Origin of the sequence: Pedobacter sp. PACM 27299 (assembly GCF_001412655.1) — a bacterium.
In the GTDB taxonomy this organism is placed as follows: Bacteria; Bacteroidota; Bacteroidia; order Sphingobacteriales; family Sphingobacteriaceae; genus Pedobacter.
In genome coordinates this window covers 981687-1006601 of the sequence record NZ_CP012996.1, presented here as the reverse complement: position 1 = coordinate 1006601, position 24915 = coordinate 981687, and the positions used below count along the sequence as shown (strand labels likewise).

At 40.7% G+C, this 24915-nt stretch carries 13 protein-coding genes and 1 pseudogene; 10 read left to right on the top strand and 4 right to left on the bottom strand.

Features of this window, described 5'->3' with window-relative positions:
• Nucleotides 1-131 precede the first annotated feature (131 nt).
• Nucleotides 132-1184, top strand: a complete 1053-nt coding sequence (locus tag AQ505_RS04195; RefSeq protein ID WP_062547017.1) for a hypothetical protein — start codon at nucleotides 132-134, stop codon at nucleotides 1182-1184.
• Nucleotides 1185-1638: 454 nt separating this feature from the next.
• Here the strand turns inward: AQ505_RS04195 and AQ505_RS04190 are convergent, their stop codons facing one another.
• A complete protein-coding gene (locus AQ505_RS04190; protein WP_062547016.1) occupies nucleotides 1639-2115 on the bottom strand; it encodes a DUF6702 family protein in 477 nt (158 codons plus the stop codon).
• A 70-nt stretch (nucleotides 2116-2185) separates the two neighbouring features.
• Between AQ505_RS04190 and AQ505_RS04185 the strand changes: the two genes are divergently transcribed.
• Both AQ505_RS04185 and AQ505_RS04180 read left to right on the top strand, forming a co-directional pair.
• Nucleotides 2186-2770 (top strand): HupE/UreJ family protein, encoded by a 585-nt coding sequence (locus tag AQ505_RS04185; RefSeq protein WP_062547015.1) that lies wholly within the window; start codon nucleotides 2186-2188, stop codon nucleotides 2768-2770.
• 62 nt (nucleotides 2771-2832) lie between these two features.
• Nucleotides 2833-5160: a M1 family metallopeptidase gene (locus AQ505_RS04180; RefSeq protein ID WP_062547014.1), complete on the top strand. Its 2328-nt coding sequence runs from the start codon at nucleotides 2833-2835 to the stop codon at nucleotides 5158-5160.
• A gap of 660 nt (nucleotides 5161-5820) precedes the next feature.
• Here AQ505_RS04180 and AQ505_RS04175 read toward each other — a convergent pair.
• Nucleotides 5821-8433 (bottom strand): annotated as a pseudogene (locus AQ505_RS04175) (DNA gyrase/topoisomerase IV subunit A); the annotation flags it as partial.
• Nucleotides 8434-8470: 37 nt separating this feature from the next.
• A complete protein-coding gene (locus AQ505_RS04170) occupies nucleotides 8471-8959 on the bottom strand; it encodes a cytidine deaminase (protein ID WP_062547013.1) in 489 nt (162 codons plus the stop codon).
• A gap of 165 nt (nucleotides 8960-9124) precedes the next feature.
• Here AQ505_RS04170 and AQ505_RS04165 point away from each other — a divergent pair, with 165 nt between their 5' ends.
• The 3 genes from AQ505_RS04165 to AQ505_RS04155 are packed head-to-tail and all read left to right on the top strand — an operon-like array spanning nucleotide 9125 to nucleotide 17628.
• Complete coding sequence (locus tag AQ505_RS04165) at nucleotides 9125-14353, top strand: translocation/assembly module TamB domain-containing protein (protein ID WP_062547012.1); 5229 nt, start codon at nucleotides 9125-9127, stop codon at nucleotides 14351-14353.
• Nucleotides 14337-16619, top strand: a complete 2283-nt coding sequence (gene tamL, locus AQ505_RS04160; protein WP_062547011.1) for a translocation and assembly module lipoprotein TamL — start codon at nucleotides 14337-14339, stop codon at nucleotides 16617-16619. Before AQ505_RS04165 ends, tamL begins: the two co-directional genes overlap by 17 nt.
• 7 nt (nucleotides 16620-16626) lie before the next feature.
• Nucleotides 16627-17628 carry a YihY/virulence factor BrkB family protein gene (locus AQ505_RS04155; protein WP_062547010.1) on the top strand — a complete coding sequence of 334 codons (1002 nt, stop codon included), beginning with the start codon at nucleotides 16627-16629 and terminating at the stop codon, nucleotides 17626-17628.
• A gap of 89 nt (nucleotides 17629-17717) precedes the next feature.
• Here the strand turns inward: AQ505_RS04155 and AQ505_RS04150 are convergent, their stop codons facing one another.
• Complete coding sequence (locus AQ505_RS04150) at nucleotides 17718-19652, bottom strand: DNA topoisomerase IV subunit B (RefSeq protein WP_062547009.1); 1935 nt, start codon at nucleotides 19650-19652, stop codon at nucleotides 17718-17720.
• 111 nt (nucleotides 19653-19763) lie between these two features.
• Here AQ505_RS04150 and AQ505_RS04145 point away from each other — a divergent pair, with 111 nt between their 5' ends.
• From AQ505_RS04145 to AQ505_RS04130, 4 genes are all read left to right on the top strand, one after another.
• Entirely contained in the window at nucleotides 19764-21122 is a 1359-nt protein-coding gene (locus AQ505_RS04145; RefSeq protein WP_062547008.1) for an APC family permease, read from the top strand.
• Nucleotides 21123-21159: 37 nt separating this feature from the next.
• Complete coding sequence (locus AQ505_RS04140; RefSeq protein WP_062547007.1) at nucleotides 21160-22521, top strand: MFS transporter; 1362 nt, start codon at nucleotides 21160-21162, stop codon at nucleotides 22519-22521.
• Between the two features lie 95 nt (nucleotides 22522-22616).
• On the top strand, nucleotides 22617-23984 hold the full coding sequence (locus AQ505_RS04135; RefSeq protein WP_062547006.1) for a DEAD/DEAH box helicase: 1368 nt from the start codon (nucleotides 22617-22619) through the stop codon (nucleotides 23982-23984).
• Between the two features lie 422 nt (nucleotides 23985-24406).
• Nucleotides 24407-24898, top strand: coding sequence for a BON domain-containing protein (locus tag AQ505_RS04130; RefSeq protein WP_062547005.1), 492 nt, complete (start codon nucleotides 24407-24409; stop codon nucleotides 24896-24898).
• The last annotated feature ends 17 nt before the right edge of the window (nucleotides 24899-24915 follow it).

Sequence of the window (24915 nt, the reverse complement as noted above, 5' to 3'; positions counted from 1 at the left end):
AAATATTATTTAGAATAATTCTAACGAGACTAATAAATAATAGCAGCCTGCTTTATCAAACCGCTTTTTTATTACTTTAAAGAGTGTTATACTTGTAACAATATTTATCTTTAAAAAACAATTACCCTTATATGAAAATACCTCAGTTAGCAGGAAGAGTTTTGATAGGAATGGCATCGCTAGGTGTATTCATTAGCTGCACTTCTGACGCAAAGAAAACGAACGATAAGACAAAGGCGGTTACTGCCAATGGAGATACCTTAGCTACCCCAGAGCCTGAAATAGGCTCAGTACGCGAACCGGTAGATACTGCAAAATACAATGCCCTGGTTCGTAAAATGGCCAATGGCGATACCACAGGAAACTGGGGACTAAGAAAAGGACCATATCCATTAGCAGGTGCTATACTGCCATTTAAACGTATTGTTGTTTATTACGGAAACTTACATTCTAAAAAAATGGGTGCATTAGGTGAATATGCTCCTAAAGAAATGTGGAGCCGCTTAAACAAAGAAGTTAAACATTGGGAAAAGGCAGATCCAAGTACGCCGGTACAGCCAGGTGTGCATTACATTGCTTCTGTAGCAAGTGGTACACCAGGAAAAGACGGAATGTACATTAACCGTATGGGTGATAAACAGATTGACTCCGTTCTAGCTATTGCTAAAATGCAGAATGCAATTGTATTTTTAGATATTCAGGTAGGCTTAAGCAGCATTCAAAAAGAATTGCCAAGACTAGAAAAATACCTGCAAATGCCTCAGGTACATTTAGGGATTGATCCGGAATTCTCTATGAAAGATGGCAGTAAACCAGGAAAGAAAATTGGCACTTATGATGCTGCAGACATTAACTATGTATCCGAATACCTGGCTAACCTGGTAAAAAAATACAACCTTCCTCCAAAAGTATTTGTAGTTCACCGTTTCACCCGTAAAATGGTGACGAACTATAAGAACATTAAACTTCGTCCGGAAGTTCAAATAGTGATGCACATGGATGGATGGGGTGAACCGGATCTTAAAATCGGAACTTACCGTCACTTTATCTTCCCTGAACCAGTTCAATTCACAGGATTTAAATTGTTCTATAAGAATGACTTGAAAAAAGCACCAAACAGATTGATGACTCCGGAAGAGTTATTGAAGCTAAAACCAGTGCCGCTTTACATACAATACCAATAATAGCACTGCTATTCCGATATTTTAAAAGGAGATCCAATGGATCTCCTTTTTTTATGACCTGTATTTAATTTAGATAAGCTGGAGCTCCATAAAATTAACAAGACACGCATTTCAAGAAATACAAATTTCCAGCAATATTTCTAAAAGATCAGAGATAGCATTTTAAAAAAAACAAGAAAGCGTGTCGGGAGTTAAACAAAAACAAGGTAAATAGGCCTCAGGAAACCTGGAATAAAACGGGCTTTAGACCGCTATCTGTTTTGCTATTGTTTTACTTTTCTTTTGCTATTGTTTTGCTCCTCTTTTGATTGCAGCAAAACAAAAGTAAAAGGGAGGCAAAGCAATAAAAGGACAAAATAAAGTCTAAATCCCGTAAAATCCAGGATTAATCAGAAGTTAAACCATCGGGCTATCTTTCCTGAAAAAATATAAAAAACACAAAATGAGCAGTTGATTAAAAAAACAGGCTGGCCGAACTTTTAGGATTGTCTAGTTTGGTACTTTTTCTTTTCCCGTTCACCGTAACATGGATCATGTTAGACTGGGATTCATGCTCGGCAAAGAGCAGGTCATTTTTAACCTCGATATTTTTAATGGCTGGAAGGGCAGGACTTTCAAAGTAACACCATGCGGCATCTTCTTCGATCTCATAACCCAGGTACTTAAAACTCAAATTTTGCTGATTGACTTTAAGCTGCAGGTGCTTCCTGATATAATCAGCCAGGAGTAAATCAACTTTTTTACGGTCTACGGGCTTCAAAATATTTACCTTTTCTTTATACTGATGGTCCAGCGCTTTTTCAAGGTCGTCAAAAAACACACGTACACTGATTTGCAGCACTTTTGATTTGGGATCCTGTGTAATCTCCGTTACACTTACGTAGAACGGATGAAAAATAGGTAACAGATAAATCAATAGAATATTCAACATAGCCTTCTGGATGCCCTGAAATTAAAAAAATGTGTGTATAATTAATTCGAAATTACGAATTCAATTCACAATGCAAGATTTTTGGCTTTATTTCCAGTTAGGCTGGCAACACATTTTAGACTGGCAAGGATACGACCATATCCTTTTTGTAGTGGTACTTTGCGTTACCTATACCCTCAGCGACTGGAAGAAAGTCCTGATTCTGGTGACTGCTTTTACCATTGGGCATAGTATCACCCTCGCTTTAAGCGTTTTTAAAGTCATCAGTCTGCACACGCCATTGATTGAATTCCTGATTCCTGTGACTATCCTGATCACAGCGGCTGGCAATATTTTAAACAAAAGACAAAAAAAAGGAGGAACAAATTTCAAATACCTGCTGGCTTTATTTTTCGGCCTCATCCATGGCCTGGGCTTCTCCAATTACCTGAAAAGTTTACTTGGGAAAAGCAGCAATATTGTACCTGAGCTTTTGGCTTTTAACCTTGGATTGGAATTCGGTCAGGTGATCATTGTCATCGGAATTCTTTTATTTTCCACGATCCTTATTGGCGTATTTAAAATTAAACGCTGGGACTGGACTTTCTTTGTTTCATCTGCTATATTTGGTATCTCTTTGATCATGGCTGCTGAACGTTTTTCCGCTGCCTTTTAAATCGGCAAGAATATTTTACCACAGCACCAATTTTAATCAAACCACCACCTCAAGAATAACTAATGAAAAGAAATTTACTGCTGATTGCTTTACTTGTTATCGGTTTCAACAGCACTGCACAATATCTGAACAATCCCGGATCCAATCACGGCAACAAGTTTGAACAGTTGGGAACCATCATTTCTGACCCAAATTCTTACCGCTCCGCTTCCGGAGCTCCAGGACCAGCCTATTGGCAGCAACGTGCCGATTATGAAATCAATGCGGAACTGGATGAGAAAAATCTACGCCTGAAAGGTTCAGAATCTATTACTTATTACAACAATTCCCCTGATCCGCTCAGCTATTTATGGGTGCAGCTGGATGAAAATGAACATAAATCTACCAGCGATAACAAGCTGACGGAAACCAGCAAAATCAGCAATCAAATGAATTTCGAAGATCTGGCAGGCATCATCAACAGTCCGAATGACCTGGGCGTAAAAATTATCAGTGTGACCGATGAAAAAGGGACTAAACTTCCTTATACCATCAATAATACCATGATGAGGATTGACCTTCCGGCAGTGCTTCAGCCTAAAGGGAAATACAAATTAAAGATCTCCTGGACTTATAACATTTCCAACAGGATGACTGTTCATGGCAGAGGTGGTTATGAATACTTCCCCGAAGATGACAATTATCTTTTCACCATCACCCAATGGTTCCCAAGAATGGCGGTTTACTCCGATTACCAGGGCTGGCAGAACAAACAATTCGAAGGAAGAGGAGAATTTGCATTGGTATTTGGAAACTATAAAGTACACATGACTGTTCCTGCCGACCATGTGCTGGGTGCCACAGGCGAATGCCAGAATTACGCACAAGTACTCAGCAGCAGCAGTTTAAAACGATGGAATACTGCTCAAACTGCAAAATCTCCGGTAGAAATTGTAGACCTGAAGGAGGCAAAATCTGCTTTAGCTAAAAAAGCAACCAGCACAAAAACATGGACTTATGTAGCCGAAAACGTCAGGGATTTTGCCTGGGTATCTTCCCGCAGATTAATCTGGGATGCGATGGCTACCACCATCAATGGTAAAAAGATCATGTCGATGTCGTATTATGGTCCCGAAGCTTATCCGCTTTACAGCAAGTACTCAACTAAAGTAATTGACCATACCTTAAAAGTATATTCAAAACATACCATCCCTTATCCTTACCCGGTGGCGATTTCTGTGGAGGCAGCTAATGGTATGGAATACCCGATGATCTGTTTCAACCACGGTCGCGCGGAAAAAGATGGCACCTATACAGAATCGACAAAATATGGCATGATCGGGGTAATTATCCATGAAGTTGGACACAATTTCTTTCCAATGATTGTAAATTCAGACGAGCGCCAATGGTCATGGATGGACGAAGGATTGAATACTTTTTGCCAGTATCTGGCGGAACAGGAATGGGACAACAATTATCCATCACAGCGTGGTCCGGCACATAAAATCGTTGATTATATGAAAATGCCTAAAGATCAGCTGGAGCCCATCATGACCAATTCTGAAAACATCATCAACTTTGGGCCGAATGCCTATGCGAAACCGGCAACCGCATTAAATATCCTCAGAGAGACGGTTATGGGCAGGGAGCTCTTCGACTATGCCTTTAAAGAATACGCGAAAAGATGGGCTTTTAAACACCCTACACCGGCTGATTTGTTCCGCACGATGGAAGATGCTTCTGCGGTAGACCTGGATTGGTTCTGGAGAGGCTGGTTTTTTGGAACAGATCCTGTTGACATTGCCTTAAATGAGGTCCGTTATTACCGTATGGACAGCAAGAAACAGGCGTTAGAAAATAAAGAAGACCAAAAGTCCTATGAAAAAAACAATGAAAACATCAGCAGAGTCAGAAACAGAAAAGAGGGTGTAAAATTCGCGGTAGAACAGGACACGAGCTTAATGGATTTTTATAATAAATTTGACCGTTTTGAAGTCAGCAAAACTGCAGATGAACAGTTCCAAAAATACTACGGTTCATTATCTGCGGAGGAGAAAAAACTATATGAAAGCAAAAAGAACTTTTATGAATTATCGTTTTCTAATGAAGGTGGACTAGTGATGCCAATTATTATTGAATGGACTTTTAAAGATGGCAGCAAGGAGCTTGACCGCATTCCTGCCTATATCTGGAGAAAGAATGAAAATCAGGTAACCAAGGTATTTGCAAAAGACAAGGAAGTTACCTCCATTCAGCTTGACCCCTATCGTGAAACGGCCGATATAGACGAGAATAACAACTCCTGGCCAAGAAAAGCACAGCCTTCCAGGTTTGAGCTTTTCAAGCAGCAGCAAGCCCCTAGAGGCAGCTCTACAGGCGGCAATCCGATGCAGCAAGCCCGACAAAAATAAAGCACAATCACTTATAAAAAGATGAGCCCATAAAGTTATATACTTTATGGGCTCATTTTATTGATGATTTTTTGATCAGTCCAAACCGCTCAAAAGGATTTAAAACAAATCCAGCTGATCTCTATTCGTGATCTCTAAAGGAACTTTCTTAGCATTCCATGCTTTCTTAGGCTTCTCTGTTTCTGCTGGTGCTGCTCCTGTGTTTTCCTGAGCAGCTGCTGATTTCTCCTCAACTGGCGCCACTGCCTGCTTCGGTTTTTCCACAGCCTCAGAGGCAGACTTAAGAACCTCTTTTTCAGGGGAATTAAAAGGCTTCTTCTGCACTGGCTTTTCTTTATTCTCCACAGCCTTATCCACAGAGTTATCCACATTTGAATGTGCAATATCTTCTTTTACCAACAGTTTCTCCACAACAGGAGCTGCTGAGGTATTTTCTTCCAATGCCACCTTTTTAGTTTTCGGCTTTGTTTCTTTTATTGGAACTGCTGCTGTTATGTTTTCTACTGCAGGTCCGTTTTCGGCTGCTGCGCTTGCCTTTTCAGGTGTTACTGCAATTTCCTCAGCCTGTACTGGAGTTTCCGGACTAGGTGGTGTGGGTTCATCATCACCATCCTGATCGTCAGCATCCTTTTCACCATCTTCATCTTCATCTTCATCTTCATCTTCACTTTCCCCATTGTTTTCCACAGCAGTTCCGCTTTCATTTGCTGAGGCTGTATCCTCCGATTCTTCCTCTGTAATGGTATCCGCTTTTCCTAGTTCTTCTAATTCTTCTTCTTCATGGTTGAAGATTTCGATATGCTGAACATCATGCTGTGTTAAACGATTTCCATTTGCACGGATTCCTTTCAGGTCAATAAATTCAGAAAGCAGGATTTCCAGGGTCTCCGGCGTTTGTGTTTTACCTTTCAACACATCTACCTTCAGCATTGCTTCAGGATTACTGGTCAGGTAAAGGAACTTTGAGCCATTTTCTTCAGAGATCAGGCTGAGTTTTTTACCTACTGCAATCGGTTCGAAAACAAAGCGTTTCACGAAATGGTTCTTCGCTTTACCTTCATATTGAACTACCGTAAATGGTTTTTCAGGATCATACTTTTGAATCAGGATCAAATCAGCATCAAAGTGATTGGTCAAATCAAAAGTACTCAGCTCATACCAGCCATCTTTATGCACCTGCAGGATTTTATCATCTCCGTCAAATTCACCCAGGTATTTACCTCTGCCGTCCACATTTAATCTTCTCAATAGTTCGTCATACCAGATTTTCAATCCAGATAAGGTAGAAACACCCTTACTTTTCAGCAAGACCTTTTTGATTGGATATTTAGAAACAATATTTCCTTGTGAGCCACGTCCTTTGATCGCGATTTCCGCAAAATCCAGGTCGAACTGCAGTTTTTTTAATTTCGTATGCGGTTTTAACATCACCGTGACGATTTCCGCTTCTCCGTTAGGATTAGGCGTAAAATAAAGTACTTTAGACCCTTTACTGCCTTTGGTCAGGTCGTATTCTTTATCACGGGTAATGCCGACTACAGCGAATCGTTTCACGTAAGAAATGCCACTTGCTCCATCTTTATAGATCAGGTTATAAATCGTCCGTTCATCACCTTTCTTAAATACCTGTGCATGCAGAATTCCTTTACCCACAAATGTTTTATCCGCTACCTTGGTAATGATACATTTTCCATCTTCCCTGAACACGATCACTTCATCGATATCCGAACAATCGGCTACAAACTCATCTTTACGCAAACCGGTACCAATGAAACCGTCTTCTCTGTTCAGGTACAGTTTCACATTGGCCAAAGCCACTTTAGAAGCTTCTACCCTATCGAATAAACGGATTTCTGTTTTTCTTTCTCTTCCTTTGCCATATTTATCCAGTAATCTCTGGAACCAGGCAATGGCATAATCTGTTAAATGGCGCAGGTGATTTTTCACTACTTTGATCTCATCCGCCAGGGCCTGCATCTGATCATCCGCTTTCTTCACATCGAAGCGCGTGATGCTGCTCATCGGTTTATCGATCAGCTTTTTGAAATCTTCCGGCAGGATCACCCTGTACAACTTTGGTGTAAAAGGTTCGAACAGCCTGTTCAACACCTCTACTACCGTATCAAAGTTAGTGGAGTTCTCATACTCCGCATTTTTATACATTCCCTCCTGAATAAAGATTTTGAGCAATGAGCTAAAGAAAATCTTCTCCTGAAGTTCGTTTAATTTAATTTCTAATTCCAGTTTCAGTAAAGCCTTTGTGTTTTGTGAATTCTCAATTAGAATATCGTTTACACTCAGGAAATGAGGTTTATCTCCTTTAATGATACAGGTATTTGGAGAGATCGAGACTTCGCAGGAAGTAAAGGCATAGAGTGCATCAATGGTCACATCTGGTGAGATACCAGGGGCAAGCTGTACCACAATCTCCACATGCGCGGCAGTATTGTCCTCAATCTTTTTGATTTTGATCTTTCCTTTATCATTTGCAGAGAGGATACTATCAATTACAGAACCGGTAGTGGTGCTGAAAGGAATCTCTGTGATGACTAAAGTTTTCTTATCTTTTTCTGTGATTTTGGCTCTTACCCGTACTTTACCACCACGCATACCTTCATTATAGGCAGAAAAATCGGCCATTCCTCCGGTAAAGAAATCTGGTAATATATTTGGGCGCTGCCCTCTTAAAACTTCAATGGAAGCTTCCAGCAATTCGATAAAATTGTGAGGCATGACCTTCGTCGCCAAACCAACAGCAATACCTTCTGCTCCTTGTGCCAATAGCAGAGGGAACTTTACAGGTAAAGTAACGGGTTCATTGTTACGGCCATCATAACTCAATTGCCATACGGTCGTATCTCCATTGAAGACCACTTCATTGGCAAATTTGGAGAGGCGGGCTTCGATATAACGAGGCGCCGCAGCGCTGTCGCCGGTAATTGGATCACCCCAGTTACCCTGGCAATCGATCAGCAGGTCTTTTTGCCCGATCTGAACCATGGCATCACCAATCGAAGCATCCCCGTGCGGGTGATACTTCATCGTATTCCCGATCACGTTTGCGGCTTTATTGAAACGGCCGTCGTCCATCTCTTTCAGAGAGTGTAAAATACGTCGCTGAACTGGCTTCAAACCGTCATTAATGTGTGGTACGGCCCGATCTAGGATCACATAAGAAGCATAATCCAGGAACCAATTTTCATAAAGTCCATTGATAGGAATTACAGTGTGTTTGCTTTCTTCGTTTATGTTTTTTTCTATTTCGTCGCTCATCAAGAATGGATTGTATGCTGTAAATATAAGGATTGAATTATACTGAAAGCCGCGATTCTACAAATGCGAAAGGCATCAGATTTTTTACCCCTTTAACTTTTAAAATTTCCCCGTTGATGCAATAGAACAAGACTTCAATTTCTTGATTTTGCTTTTGTTCAAACTCTGCCATGACCTGTAAACAGCCGCCACAGCAAGTCACCGGTTTTTCAATGACAAAGTTATCAGTTTTTGCGGTAATTGCCATACTTTCAATCACTGCATTCGGATCTTCTGAACCGATTGCAAATAAGGCCACTCTTTCCGCGCATAATCCTGAAGGATAAGCTACATTTTCCTGGTTACTGCCCAGTACCACTCTCCCACCTTTTAACTGTATAGCTGTTCCTACTTTGAATCCGGAATACGGAGAATATGAGGTTTTCAAGGCTTCTTCGGCCTTTAAGCACAATGCCTGATCTTTTTCGTTTAATGCTTCCAGTCCCTGAAATGACTGGTAGCTGATTGTGAAGTTTCTTTCTTCCATGGGCTAAACATACAAATTTCGAAATTATACTGAACATCAAATTTTAGCAGACTTCATAAACAATTTTATTATATTGATTGTACTTATAGAAATATCGCTCCAAAACCTGTCCGGTGGCATGGTTTTAGTTAACCAATAATACTACAAACTATCAATTTAAGTCAATTGAATAAATATATACGTAAAAGTCTTAAAGTCGTACTATGGATTATCGCCAGCCTCATTTTGCTAGTGGTTCTGCTTGCGATTTCACTAAACATTCCTGCTGTCCAAAACTTCGTAAAAGATCAGGCGATCAGTTATTTAAAAAACAAGACCAAGACCGAAGTTCGTCTGGAAAGCATTCATATTGCCTTTCCGAAGGACATTGTGCTGAATAAGTTTTACCTGGAAGACCGAAAAGGTGACACTTTACTGTACGCGCAGAAATTGGCTGTCGACCTCAATCTGTTCAAAATATTAAACAATAAAGTAGAGATCAATAATATTTCCTTAGAAAAAATCAGGGCAAATGTGACCAGAGTTAATCCGGATACCACATTCAATTTCTCCTTTTTAGTAGACGCATTCATGTCTGATCAGAATAAACCGGAAGATCAGGTGGAAAAAGACACGACCTCTACCCTAAAATTTTCGGTCAGCAAAATCAGCCTGGAAGATATTGGAATTGTTTACCGTGATGATGTGGCAGGAAATGAGATGAAACTTAATCTTGGTGAATTTAAAACCGACATTAAGGATTTTGATATGGATCAGCAGCGCTATGTGATCAAATCCCTTTCCCTAAAAAATACCGATTTAAAATACGCACAGCGGAAACCGCTTACAGTATTGAAAGCACACCTGGAACAAAGTATAGATACGGCAAAAACGGAATCAGGAAAGCTTCCTTTAGTGGAGATCCAGGATTTTGGCTTTAATAATGTGAAGATCAATTTTGACGACCAGGTGTCGCAGATGAGTGCGGATGTAAACTTGAATGAGGTGGTATTGACGCAGTTAATTGCCGATCTGACCCATAATAAATATAACGTTGCCACTGGAAAAATCAACAATTCTACGGTAGATTATAAAGCCTCCGCTACACAGATGAAGGCAAAAGTAAACCTGAAAGAATTCTCGATTAATAAACTGATGGCAGATTTAACGAAAAGCAATTACCAGTTAGAAGAGGCGACGTTAAACAATTCTGATGTGTTGTTTGCGTTTAAACCTGCAGCACCTTCAAAAGCATCATCCACAGGGAAATCCGGGGCAACCGCAAAAAACGTAACCACTGAAAAATCAGGTGCTGCTGATAAATCCAGAACAGCCGAAAAGGGCGCCGTAGTTCCAGCTGAATCAGCTCCGATTTCATTACTTTTAAGCAAGCTAAACCTTTCAAAAAACAACATACAGTATGACGACCTTAGTGCCAAGCCAACTAAAGGCATGGACTTGGGCCATCTAAAAATCCGGGATCTGGATCTGATCGCCGAGGGTTTAAGTTACAATCCAGAGGGCATCAAGGTGAAGGTCAAAAAAGGGTTTATGAAAGAGAAAAGTGGCTTCCAGCTGTCGAGACTTCAAGGTGATGTTTCTTATACTGACAAAGCGATTTACGTTAAAAACTTTATCTTAAAAACACCGAATACTTCCGTTGAAAATGCCACTTCATTGACGTACACCTCAATGGATGATCTGACCAAACATCCGGAAAGGGTAAAAATTAACCTGGTGGTTAAAAACTCTATTATAGGTTTGAAGGATGCCGTTTATTTCTCTGATGCAGTTCCTGCTGCTTATAGAAATGAAAAGTTAAAGATCGATGGCAGTTTAAATGGTTATCTAAATAACCTGAACATCCTACGTTTCCAGGCCAGTGGTTTAAAAAACACCAAAATCGACGTCAATGGTAAAGTCAGAGGTTTGCCGGACATGAACAAGCTGTATGCAGACTTGAACATTAAGCAGTTTTCAATGACCAAACAAGACCTGATGGTGGTGATCCCTAAAGGAACATTGCCAACCAATATAGAACTTCCAAATACGATTCAGGCCAATGGTAAATTTACCGGTTCCTTAACCAATTTTAATACTGGCTTTAATATCAATACGGATATGGGATCCGCCAAATTACTGGCAAACATGAAAGGGCCGAAAGGAAAAGAACAATATACCGCTGATATCAACCTGAACAATTTCAATGTTGGAAAGCTGTTAAAACAACAAGCACAGCTGGGTAGAATCACTGTTAAAGCGCATATCAATGGGACCGGCTTAGATCCAAAAACTGCCGCAGTTAAGATCAATGGACAAGTGCTGAGTGCTGTTTATAACAAATACACTTACAGAAACCTGAGTTTGAACGGTACATATGTGCAGCAGAAGTTAAACCTGAAAAGCAATATGGCCGACAGTAACCTGAACTTCAACCTAACTGCCGCTGTAAATATAGCTGGTAAATATCCTGCCGTAAAAGCAAAAATAGACTTGACGCAGGTAGACCTTAAAGCGTTGAACTTTAGTCCGACGGAATTTAAAGTTGCAGGAACAATAGATGCAGACTTGAGCACTGCGGATGTCGATTACCTGAATGGCGACCTCTTTATCAAAGGCTTACAAGTGGTAAAAGAGGGCACAAAATTCAACGTGGACACCATTCAGCTTCACGCAGAAACCACTGCAGAAAAAAGCTTGCTGACCTTAAAATCAGAGCTGATGAGCGCCCGCATAGACGGAAAGTATCAATTAACGAATCTGGCTACAGCTGTTACCAATCAAATTAATAAATACTATCAATTTGGAGAAGTAAAACAGATTCCTGATCAGCGGATTCGCTTCTTCGCTAAAATTTACAACCCTAAATTTATACAGAATTTTGTGCCTTCGCTAACCACCTTCTCCCCTTCCTATATCTACGGATTGCTGGATACAAAGAAAGACAGTTTAGCGATGAAAGCCTGGGTTCCTCATGTAGTTTATGGTGATTACAAGGTAGACAGCACCAAATTGAGCATTGACAATACAAACCAGAAAATCAATTATAAGCTGACGGTAAAAAGCCTGCAAAGCTCATCGATTAATCTCTACAATACAGAGGTTAGCGGAGATGCAGTGAACAATAACTTAGGCGTTAACATTTATTTAAGAGACAGCAAGCTGAAAGATAAATACCTGCTGGGCGGTACTTTCCAATCGATCAATAAAGATTTCCGATTTAGTCTGGATCCACAAAAACTACTGTTGAACTACCAGAAATGGGTGGTGGCAGCAGACAATTACATTCAGTTTGGACAATCCGGCATCCTAGCCAGGAATTTTGACATCAGCAGAAATAACCAACTCTTGAGTGTAAACAGTGTGAGTAATGAGCCTAATGCGCCATTAAAAGTGTTGTTCAAAGATTTCAAAATCGAGACATTAACTCAGTTTGCAGAACAGGATAGTTCTTTAGTTGGTGGTTCAATCAATGGTACGGTAGATGCAAAAGACCTGATGGGCACACCGAAGTTTGAAGCTAACCTGACTATTGATCAACTGCGTTATCAGAAAGACCAGCTAGGAACTTTACGCCTGGCTGTCAATAACAATACAGAAAATGCATTTGAAACGAATATATCCTTATCTGGCGTTCATGAACTTAGGGCTAATGGCTTCTACTATACTGCGCCTGAAAGTGCTTTAGATTTAACGTTACATGTCGATAAGATAGACCTGAAACAGCTGGAAAGTGTTTCTATGGGTCAGATTAAAAATGGCTCTGGAACGATCAGCGGGGAAATGTCAGTTAAAGGTGCTTTAACATCACCTGTCATCCGTGGTGAAGTGAAATTTAACCAGGCTGCATTTACTGCTACCTACGTGAATTCGTATTTCAGAATGCCAAATGAAACCATCAGCTTCAATGAGGAAGGGATTAAGTTCAACAATTTTACAGTATTGGATTCCTTAAATCAGTCGCTAAAAGTGAATGGAATGGTGTATACAAAAACCTATACCGACTTTCGTTTTGGATTAGACATTTCTGCCGATAATTTCAGGCTGATGAATTCAACGGAAGCCGATAATGACATGATTTATGGTAAAGTATTTGTCAGCACCCGAGCCTTTAAAATACGGGGAGATCTAAATCAGCCACAGATCACTATCGCGATGTCCGTTAACAAAGGAACCAAATTCTTCTTTGCCATGCCAAGTTCAGATCCTTCTGTTATAGATCAGGAAGGCGTAGTTCAGTTTATAGATGAGAGTGCACCACCATTTAATGGTAAAATGGCATTATCAAGTGCAGCGGACAGCCTCAATAAAGCACCAATCCAAGGTATAAATCTGAGTGTAGATATAGAAATGGATAAAGAAGCTGAGTTTAACGTAGTCGTTGACCCTTCAAATGGCGATATGTTGAAGGTAAAAGGAGAAGGTACTTTAAATGCGACCATGGATCCAAGTGGCAAGATCAGTATGACTGGAAGGTATGAGTTGAGTGATGGATCATACAAACTTTCTGTTGGCGGTCTGGCAACCAGAGAATTTAAAATCCAGCAAGGCAGCAGTATTGTTTGGACTGGTGAGCCAACATCCGCAAACGTGGACATCACCGCATTGTATGAGGTAAATGCCCCTGCTATTGACCTGATCGCAGATCAGGTGAGTGATGCGACAAGAACTCAATCCAAACAAAAATTCCCATTCCAGGTATACCTGATGATCACCGGGGAAATTATGAAACCAATCATCAACTTCAAGTTGGACTTACCGGAAAATGAACGCGGAATTATTGGAGGCCAGGTATACACCAAATTACAACAGGTAAATGCCAATGAGAGTGAATTGAACAAACAGGTATTTGCTTTACTGGCACTGGAACGCTTTGTTGCAGATAATCCTTTCCAAAGTTTAGCAGGAAGCGGAAATGGACTTGTGGCGAATTATGCTCGTCAAAGTGTGAGCAAGCTATTGACACAGCAATTGAACAACCTGGCTTCTGATCTGATTAAAGGAGTAGATGTGAACTTCGGACTGAATACTTCGGAGGATTATTCTACCGGAAAATTAGAAAACCGTACGGAGTTGGAAATTGGGTTATCCAAAAAACTTTTAGACGACAGACTGACGGTAACAGTAGGAAGTTCTTTTGGATTAGAAGGAGGTTCTGGTCAGAATAATGAAAATGCCAGCAACATTGCTGGAAACGTTAACATAGAATATTTACTATCTAAGGACGGACGTTACCGCCTACGTGCCTACAGAAGGAACCAAACGGAAGGTATTATTGAAGGTCAGATCATAGAAACCGGTTTAGGTTTTGCATTGGTAGTAGATTACAATAAATTCAGTGAGATCTTTAGAAGATTTAAAGACAGAAGAACGATTAAAAAAGAACAGAAGCCCAAAAATGAGAAAGCGAATTAGACCTTTATTTTTTATGAGTCTTTGCCTGGTATTTTCTGCCTGCAGCAATATTAAATACCTGCCGGCTGGACAGAACTTATATACAGGTGCGACGGTAAGGATCAACCCAGATTCATCAGGAAAGATTTCTGAGGAGAAAGATGTGAAGGGCGTTCTAGAGGCTAAAACCAGACCACGTCCTAACAAATCATTCTTAGGATTGAAAATAAAGTTATACATCTATAACCTGGCCGGAGAACCCAAAAAGCAAAAAGGTATTCGCTATTGGCTGCGTAATAAAGTTGGGGAACCACCTATTTTGCAAAGCCAGGTTAAGATTCCTTATAACAATGCTGTGCTGACTAGCTATTTAATTAGCCAAGGGTATTTACAAGCTACAGTAACCGGAGATACCATCGTAAAAAACAGAAGAGCTAAAGCAGTTTATACTGCTGAAACAGGTGATAGATATCAAATCAATAAGGTCAATTTTCCAACCGACAGCTCAGGAATTGCCGCGATCATCCGCACAAATGCTTCAAAAAGTTTACTTAAACCAGGTAATTTCTACGACTTTGAGGTGTTCAAAGCGGAGCGCGAGCGTATTGATGATGACCTGAAGCAAAGTGGTTATTTTTACTTTAATCCAGATTACCTGATTCTTCAGGTAGACAGTACAATTGGCAAGCACCATGTAAATATCTTTTTAAAAGTAAAAGAGATTACTCCAACTGCAGCATTGAAACCTTATACCATTAATGACATCACCATTTACCCTAATTACTCCTTAAGATTTGATTCTTTAATCCGGGCCAGCAAACCGGTACTTTATAAAGATTTCATCATTAAAGACCCAAGGAATACCTTTAAATTGGGTGTATTTGATCGCCTTGTATTTTTTAACAAAGGAGAATTGTATAACCGTCAGGACCATAATCAGTCCTTAAACAGGATGGTAAATATTGGTACATTTAAGGTGGTAAAAGCAGACTTTTTGCCTGTAGACAGCTTTAAAAACAACCAGCTGGACGTGAATTTTTATTTGACACCCTTAAAGAAAAATTCCCTTTCCTTCCAGGTAATAGGAACCAGTAAGTCGAACAACTTTGTAGGTTCAGAAGTGAAGATTACTCAAACGACCAGGAATGTGTTTCGTGGTGCTGAACAGTTGGAAATCAGTGCCAGCGGTGGTTTTGAACAGCAAATCAGGGGATCGCAGCAAGCACAAGGTAACTCCTATTCCCTAACTGGACAGGCGAAGTTGATCTTCCCACGTTTCCTGCTGCCATTTTTCAAGTTCAATAGTACCAATGCATTCATTCCAAAAACAAATATTCTAACCTCTTATCAGATTCTAAACAGAAAAGATTACAGCTTAAATGCAATTAAAGGAGAGTTTGGTTACGACTGGAAAGAGAACATTTACAAGGAGCACATTTTCAACCCGATCTCGATTAATTATGTGAGGTCCAATGTAAAAGATACCACGATATTTGCCAGCAGTCCTTCGTTAAGAAGCAGCTTAGAGAACCAGTTTATCATAGGCCTAAACTATAATTTCACCTATAACGATCAGGTAAATCAAAGTAAAAGAAACAACATTTATTTCTCTGCTGACCTAGAAACCTCAGGTACTCTATTTGGCTTATTTGCCCCTAAAGACGATCAAGGACAAAAATCTATATTTGGTACCGCACTTTCTCAATTTATCAGGCTGGAAGGTGATTTAAGAAACTATTACAAGGTCAACAAAAAAGTAACCTGGGCCAATCGTTTAAATTTAGGTATGGGCTATGCGTATGGAAATAGCAAGGCACTCCCTTTCGTTCGTCAGTTTTTTGCCGGGGGAAGCAGTGACATCCGCGCCTTTGGGTCAAGGTTATTGGGCCCTGGCACATTTCAGGTGTCTGATACATTAAAATTCAGAGATCAGGGAGGTGACATTAAAATCATGCTGAATTCTGAACTTCGCTTCAAAATTGTGAGTATGCTTTATGGCGCGGCATTTATTGATGCAGGTAATATCTGGCTGAGGAAAAATGATCCGGACAGACCCGGCGGGCAATTTAAATTTAACAGTTTCTTAAATCAGATGGCGGTAGGAACAGGTGCGGGCTTAAGAGTAGATGCTTCTTTCTTTGTGATCCGTTTGGACCTTGCCTTCCCTATCAGGAGACCTGATTTACCTACCGGACCGGCATGGGTGATCAAGGACATCGATTTTGGCAGCAGTACCTGGAGAAAACAAAACTTAACTTTTAACCTGGGTATTGGTTACCCATTCTAACAGCAGCATGAATTTTATCAAGAAAACTTTCGACTTCCTTAAGGCCACAGGGCACCTATTTATTGCCGCCGGGAAAGGCTTTATGGAGGATCGCGTAATGAAATTAAGCGCTGCTCTTGCTTATTACACCATATTTTCCTTAACGCCACTGATCATCATTGTACTTTCTGCGGCCAGCTTATTTTTAGGAGATACTGCAGATATCAGTACCATCAACCCGAGAGAAAAGTTCTTTGCTGAAATTGGGGATATGGTAGGTAAAGATGCCGCCAATCAACTGAGAAGCTTTGTGAACAATGCAAATTATAGCGGAAAGAGTACATTAGGATTGATCATCGGAATTGGCACTTTAATCATTGGTGCTACTGCGGTTTTCATTGAGATTCAAGATAGCATCAACCTGATCTGGAAGGTAAAAGCAGTTCCTAAAAAAGGATGGAAAAAACTCATTGTGAATAGACTGCTTTCTTTTTCACTGATTGCCTCTTTAGGTTTTTTAATGCTCGTTTCTTTAGTCGTCAATAGTGTGGTGGTGGGTCTGGGACATAAGATTGCGGCTTACATCAGCTTTGAAGAAGTTTCCGAACTGATGATGCTGATTGTTACCAATGCGGTTACGCTAACCGTGGTGACCAGTATTTTCACGATCATATTTAAGGTATTGCCAGATGTAGAACTGAAATGGAAACCCGCAATTATTGGTGCGCTATTTACCGCCTTACTCTTTGGTATTGGTAAATATGTGATTGGTATTTATATAGAATATGGAAATCCAGCCTCTGCATTTGGTGCCGCAGGATCAATCATCGTGATCTTATTATGGATCTATTATACAGCGATTATCCTTTATTTTGGAGCTGAATTTACACAGGCCTATGCGGAAAAATATAGCGTTGGAATTAAACCCAGCAAGTATGCGGTACATACTAAAGTCGTTGTCGTAGAAAAAGAAGTGACTGCCTTGCCTCCGCAGCACCCGGAAGATACGGTTCATTTAAAGAAGGGATAGTTTAACCCCTATTCTTTTTTTGTAAATAAAAAAAAAGGCCCGTAGATCTAATGATTCACCGGCCATTTTTTTATTTACGGAAACTTATATTAAGCAGATTCTGCGATCATTTCTTCATCTGTGGTTTCATCATCAGCTTCCTTTAATGCAGCAGCTGCCTTTGAGCGATCTGCCGGAGCGACTATATCTTCCAAAGTATCTTTTTCAATTCTCAGGTTCTTGATGATATGACGCTGTCTGTCTGGGGTATTTTTGCCCATATAGTATTCCAGTAGGCTTTTAATCGTTTGGTCTTTCAGGATCACTGGGTCTAAACGAATGTCTTTTCCGATGAACAAACCAAACTCATCTGGTGAGATCTCTCCCAGTCCTTTAAATCGGGTAATTTCCGGTTTATTGCCCAGCTTGGTAATGGCCGCTTTACGCTCATCATCGCTATAGCAATAAATCGTCTCTTTCTTATTACGAACGCGGAATAAAGGTGTTTGCAGGATATAAACGTGTCCTGAGCGCACTAAATCCGGGAAGAACTGCAGAAAGAAAGTCATCATCAGTAACCTGATGTGCATCCCATCTACGTCGGCATCGGTAGCGATGACAATATTGTTATAATGTAAGCCATCCAGGCCATCTTCAATATTTAAAGCATGCTGCAGCAAGTTGAACTCTTCGTTTTCATAAACTACTTTCTTGGTCAGCTCATAGCAGTTTAAAGGTTTTCCTTTCAGACTGAATACGGCCTGGCAATCCACATCTCTCGACTTGGTGATCGATCCTGAAGCCGAATCTCCCTCAGTAATGAACAGGGTAGTTTCGTACCTTTTCTCATGTGTGCTGTTGAAATGCACCTTACAATCTCTCAGTTTTTTATTGTGCAGGGAGGCTTTTTTAGCCCTATCGTTGGCCAGTTTTTTAATTCCGGCAATGTCTTTACGTTCTCTTTCCGACTGTAAGATTCTTTTCAATAAAGCATCTGCTACATCGGTATGTTTATGCAGGTAATCGTCTAATTCTTTCTTTACGAAATCATTGATAAACGTTCTTACTGAAGGTCCATCTGGCCCCATATTCTGGGAACCCAATTTAGTCTTTGTCTGAGATTCAAAAACCGGCTCCTGTACCCTGATCGAAATCGCAGCAATAATGGAAGCCCTGATATCCGCAGCATCATATTCTTTTTTATAAAACTCTCGTACGGTTTTCACTACTGCCTCACGGAATGCCGCCTGATGCGTTCCTCCCTGAGTAGTATGCTGACCGTTTACAAAAGAGTGGTAATCTTCTCCATATTGCTGGCCGTGGGTCATAGCAATCTCAATATCATTCCCTTTCAGGTGAATGATCGGATAGCGAATCGTTTCCGCTCCTGCGTGTTTGTGCAGCAAGTCGTAAAGTCCACGTTCAGATAAATATTTTTGTCCGTTGAAGTTGATGGTTAATCCGGCATTCAGGAACACATAGTTCCAGATCATGCTTTCCACAAAATCACTGATGTAATGGTAGTTTCTGAAAATCGTTTCGTCAGGATAGAACGTAATCGCAGTACCATTGCGCTGTGTAGTATCAATGACTGGATTCTCCAGGGTGATCTCTCCTTTTGAAAACTCTACTTTTTTGGTTTTATTGTCACGGTAAGATTGTACCACGAAATTATTGGACAAAGCATTTACGGCCTTGGTACCGACGCCATTCAGACCTACAGATTTCTGAAAGGCATTGCTATCGTACTTACCACCGGTATTGATTTTCGACACACAATCAATCACTTTACCCAATGGGATTCCCCTGCCATAATCGCGGACGTTTACTTTCTGATCAGAAACGGTAATTTCTATGGTTCGTCCGGCACCCATCACAAACTCATCAATTGAGTTGTCGACGATCTCCTTCAGCAATACATAAATCCCGTCATCCTGAGCAGAACCATCTCCAAGTTTACCGATATACATACCGGGACGCAGTCTGATGTGTTCCTTCCAATCGAGGGAGCGTATACTATCTTCGTTATAATTCGGTTCAGCCATGATGTAATTTGAGTAGAATTACAAATTTAAGGTAATATGCTGGGGAATCAACATCAAAGTTTCAACAAATACACATTTTCGCGTATATTCAAGGAATAAAACAAATCCCTTATGCCTGAGAAGAAACAGCTCTCCCTCTTCGACTTATCTATGATTGTGATTAGTTTAGTGATCGGGATGGGCATCTTCCGGACGCCAGTAAATGTGGCTGCAGCAGCACAGGTTCCGGAGTTATTTTTCTCTGCATGGGTCATTGGCGGACTTGTTGCGCTTTGCGGTGCACTGACTTATGCCGAAATCGGTTCCAGATTTCCCGTTACCGGCGGTTATTACAAGATTTTCTCTGCTTTTTACCATCCTTCTATTGCCTTTGCCATCAATTGTATCATTGTAGTTTCCAATGCAGCTTCTGTTGCCGGCGTTTCCCTCATTGGTGCTGAATATTTTAGTAAGATCATTCTTCCCCTGGAACTGCAAACGGAATTTTATAGGATTGTGATTGCTGCAGTGACCATTTTCTTGTTTTACCTGCTCAATTTATTCGGTTTAAAAGTGAGCTCGAAGACACAGAATGTGTTATCTATGGTGAAAATAGGTATGGTACTGATCTTAATCTGCGCCATCTTTACCGGTCCTGGGGCCGCAAATATCAGCAATAGCTTACCGGAATTTAAAACGATCACCGGTGTTGCGCCCAACTGGATGGATTATGGGAAGGCACTTGGCGTGTGCCTGATTGCAATCTCCTTTACTTTTGGCGGCTACCAGCAAAGCATCAACTTCGGAGGCGAAACTAAAGAACCCAGCAAAGTGATTCCCCGCGCTATCATGATCGGTCTTGCCATTATTATTCTGCTGTATATGTCCATCAATTATGCTTATGTAAAGGTCATCGGATTTGAGCAATTGAAAACTGCTGAAAGTATTGCCGCCATCCTTGCCGGAAAATTATTCGGCCCAATGGGTTTCACCATCCTATCCTGCCTGGTTTATTTTTCTGTATTGGGCTATGTCAATGTGAATTTACTGAGCAACCCAAGGGTGATGTTTGCCATGGGCGAAGAGCGCGCTTTACCTGCCGTCTTTAGTAAAAAGAGCAAGAAAAATGACGTGATGTTTGTAAGTCTCAGCGTATTTTCTGTGATTTCTATTTTCACGCTGTTCTACGCACAAACCTTCGATAAGATTTTAAATTACACTATATTTTTAGACTGTATCGGGATGGCCAGCTCTGCGGCAACGATCTTTTTTCTAAGGAGAAAAACTGCCCATCTGGACAAGAACACCATTTACAGTATGAAATTTTATCCGCTGCTGCCATTGATTTTTATTGCCGCCTATTCTTTTGTAGGCTTCAGCATCTATTTTAGTGATAAAGAGGCCGGCAGAAATGGTCTGCTGATCTTTGCCGGATTTATTCTGCTCTATTTTATAAATACTTATCTCCTGAAACGGAACAATAAAACCTAGTTAGCCCTAAAACAGACCAGTATCCGAATTATAGAATATGCCGATAAAACCATTGCCTTTAAGAAAAGAAATCGCCTATGCTGCCGGAATGATGGGTTGGAGCATCATGACCAATCTGATCATTGTGATGCTGCCTTACTTTTACCTGCCGCCAAACAATTCAGGCTTATATCCACTGGTGCCGCAATTATTGGTATTCGGGGCTTTCAATATTTTATCGCTCATTGCCGCCTCCGGCAGATTGTTTGACGCGCTTTATGATCCTTTTATAGCTTCGGTGAGTGATGCCAGCAATCATCCCAAAGGCCGGCGAATCCCGATCATGAAATACGCGATTGTACCCGCAGTTATTTTTTGTGCGCTGGTTTTCTACCCATTAGTGAAGGGCGAAAGCATTACCAATGCTTGGTGGCTGACCTTTGTGCTGGCCGGTTTTTTCATTTCTGTAACCACGTATATCATTCCATACAATGCTTTACTGGCAGAGCTGACGCACAGTGCTGATCAGAAAGTACGGCTTTCTACGTATCAGCAGGTTGGTTTTGTATTGGGGATGATCCTGGCCGCTTTATGTAATAATTATGCAGATCTGATACAGCAATTTTTCCCGTTAACCGAACGTGCAGAAGCCTTGCAGTATACCATCTGGGGCCTCAGTATTTTCTCCGGATTGGTTATGATCCTGCCGATTATCTTTATCAATGAAAAAGAATATACCAATGCCAAGCCAACACATATCGCTTTACTGCCAGCGATAAGAAACACGTTCAGGAATTCAAATTTCAAATATTACCTGATTTCAGATTTCAGCTATTACATCGCATTGAGCATCATTTCCAGTGGACTGCTGTTCTTCGTCACTGTGTTATTAGGTTTACCAGATTCCGACGGCGGGAAGTTTATGGGCATCATGGTACTCCTATCGCTGGTCTTCTATCCTTTCATCAATTATGGGGCTAAAAGATTTGGAAAGAAGCCATTGGTGCTCCTTGCTTTTGGGGTGCTCAGCCTGATATTTGTGACTATATTTTTCCTGGGAAAACTTCCTTTTTCTCCCACCATGCAGATGATAATCCTGGTGTGCTGTGCTTCCTTCCCCCTTGCTGCACTCGGTATTCTGCCCAATGCCATCCTTGCCGATATTGCCCAGAAAGACACCGAAGAAACAGGAGAAAATCATGAAGGGATGTTTTTTGCGGTAAAATACCTGTTTGTTAAACTCGGTCAGACGCTGGGAATTGCAATTTTCGCCATGCTGACGGTGTATGGAAAAGACCCCGGACATGATTATGGACTGCGCTTAAATGGAGTCGTTGGCTTTGTACTCTGTGTGCTCGCCTTATTATTTTTTAGCCGCTTCAAAGAAAACAAACCAGCTAACCAGCAACCACTTAACTAGAAATAAGCGAATTACCTAAAAGCCAAAAGTTATACGTATCTTTGCATTGAACGATATTCTTTCGTTTCATTATTATACATTAAAAGACAAACACATTGTTATTCGAAGAATTAAACCTGATTGAGCCAATTTTAAAAGCGCTCCAAACAGAAGGTTATACACAACCTACCCCTATACAAGAACAATCCATCCCAACTATACTTCAAGGCAGAGATCTATTAGGCTGCGCGCAAACCGGTACAGGTAAAACTGCCGCTTTCGCAATTCCTATGCTTCAGTTGCTAAGCAAGCCTCACACAAATACTAAAGTTCATAAGAACATCAAAGCATTGGTTTTAACACCAACACGCGAATTGGCTATCCAGATTGAGGAAAGCTTTAAAGCGTATGGTAAAAACTTACCGCTTCGTCATTTGGTGATCTTCGGTGGTGTAGGCCAAAAAGCACAAACTGATGCGCTAAACCGTGGTGTAGATATTTTGATCGCCACTCCAGGCAGACTATTAGATTTAATGAACCAAGGTTTTATCAACCTGAAGGATGTTGAAATCTTTGTTCTGGATGAGGCCGACAGAATGCTGGACATGGGATTCATTCATGATGTTAAAAAAGTAATTGCCAAGCTGCCTGTAAAAAGACAGACTTTGTTTTTCTCGGCAACCATGCCCCAAGAGATTCAAAAACTTGCAGATACGATCTTAACAAACCCTCTGAAAGTAGAGGTTACTCCAGTATCTTCTACTGCCGAAAAGATCAAACAAGAAATGTTTTTCGTAGCTAAGAACGATAAGAAAAACTTATTGATTCACATCTTACAGGATAAGTCGATCGAAACAGCATTGGTTTTCACCAGAACTAAACATGGTGCAGACCGTATCGTTAAGGATCTGATTAAAGTAGGAATTAAAGCTGAAGCAATTCACGGTAATAAATCACAAAACGCCAGACAAAGGGCATTGACTAATTTCAAAGCTAAAGCAACAAGGATTCTTGTGGCTACAGATATCGCAGCACGTGGTATTGATGTGGATGAATTGGCACATGTGATCAATTATGAATTGCCAAACATTCCAGAAACTTATGTACACAGAATCGGTCGTACGGGTCGTGCGGGATTAAGTGGAACAGCACTTTCTTTCTGCGATGCGGAAGAAAGAGAGTTTTTGAAAGATATTGAAAAATTAATTGCGCTGAATATTCCGGTAACGGAAGATCATCCGTATGCGATGAGCTGGCAAAGCCTGATGAGCGCGGCAACTGAAAAACCTAAAGGTGGCGGTGGTTCACGTGGTGGTGGCGGTTCTCGTGGCGGCAATAGCAGAGCTGGTAATGGTGGTGGTAAGCCATCTGGCGGTAAAGGTCAAGGTGGCGGACAACGCGAGCCTAACCTGAGCGGAGCCAAAAGAACACCTAGCAGCGGCAGCCGCAGATGGAGTTCTAAAGGCAGCGCAGCAAAAGGATAAAAGAAAGGTACTTTAACCTTCTTCTAAAAAAGCAAGCAAGACTATTCGACGACTGAAATCTTTTACCCTGAAAAAGGGTAAAATTTTCTAGGTCTTCTCATAGCATGCTTGCTTTTTTTGTTAATGGTCAAAATACTTGGGGAAGTTAAATTGCAGGGTGGCTAAATTACAGGGATACTAATTACAGGGAGTTTTTTGAGCCAGGGGATTTTTTCTTTCTTAGCCTTTATTTAAGTGCATTAAATAATTGGGAAAATATATTTACAATTGATTTTCTTCAAATAATTTAGTTTCCAGTACTGTTTAAAAAACAATTTTGTTAAACTTTTTTTAACATCAGACGTTAAGTTATTTAGCTATCTTGTAGATACACGCTTAACAAAAAGGTGAGCAACAATAGTTTAAACAAAATCTATCTAAACATGAAAAAACTAATGAGCAAAATGATGGCTCTGGTTATGGTAACTGCCTTTATGGTGGCTGCAATTGCCGGATGTAAAAGCACGCCGAAAGATGCTGATCTAAAAACCGCGGTTGAAGCTGCAATCCAGTCGAGCCCTAACTTATCTGCGTCAGGTGTTGCTGTCGACAAAGGTGTCGTTACAATTACCGGACAGGTGACAGACGAAGCAAGTAAAGATGCTTTGGGAAAAGCTGCAGCAGCAGTTCCAGGAGTGAAATCTATAGTGAATAACCTCACTATAGAAGTCGCTAAAGTTGAAGTGAGTGCAGATACCCCATTAGCACTTGCGGTAAAAGATGCTACAAAGGACTTTCCTACAGTTGCGGCAACAGTGAACGATGGTGTGGTTACTTTAAAAGGAGAACTTAAAAAAGCCGACCTTCAAAAATTAATGATGGCAATAAATGCTTTGAAACCTAAAAAGGTAGACAATCAATTGGTGATTAAATAATCCAGGAGGACAGAAAA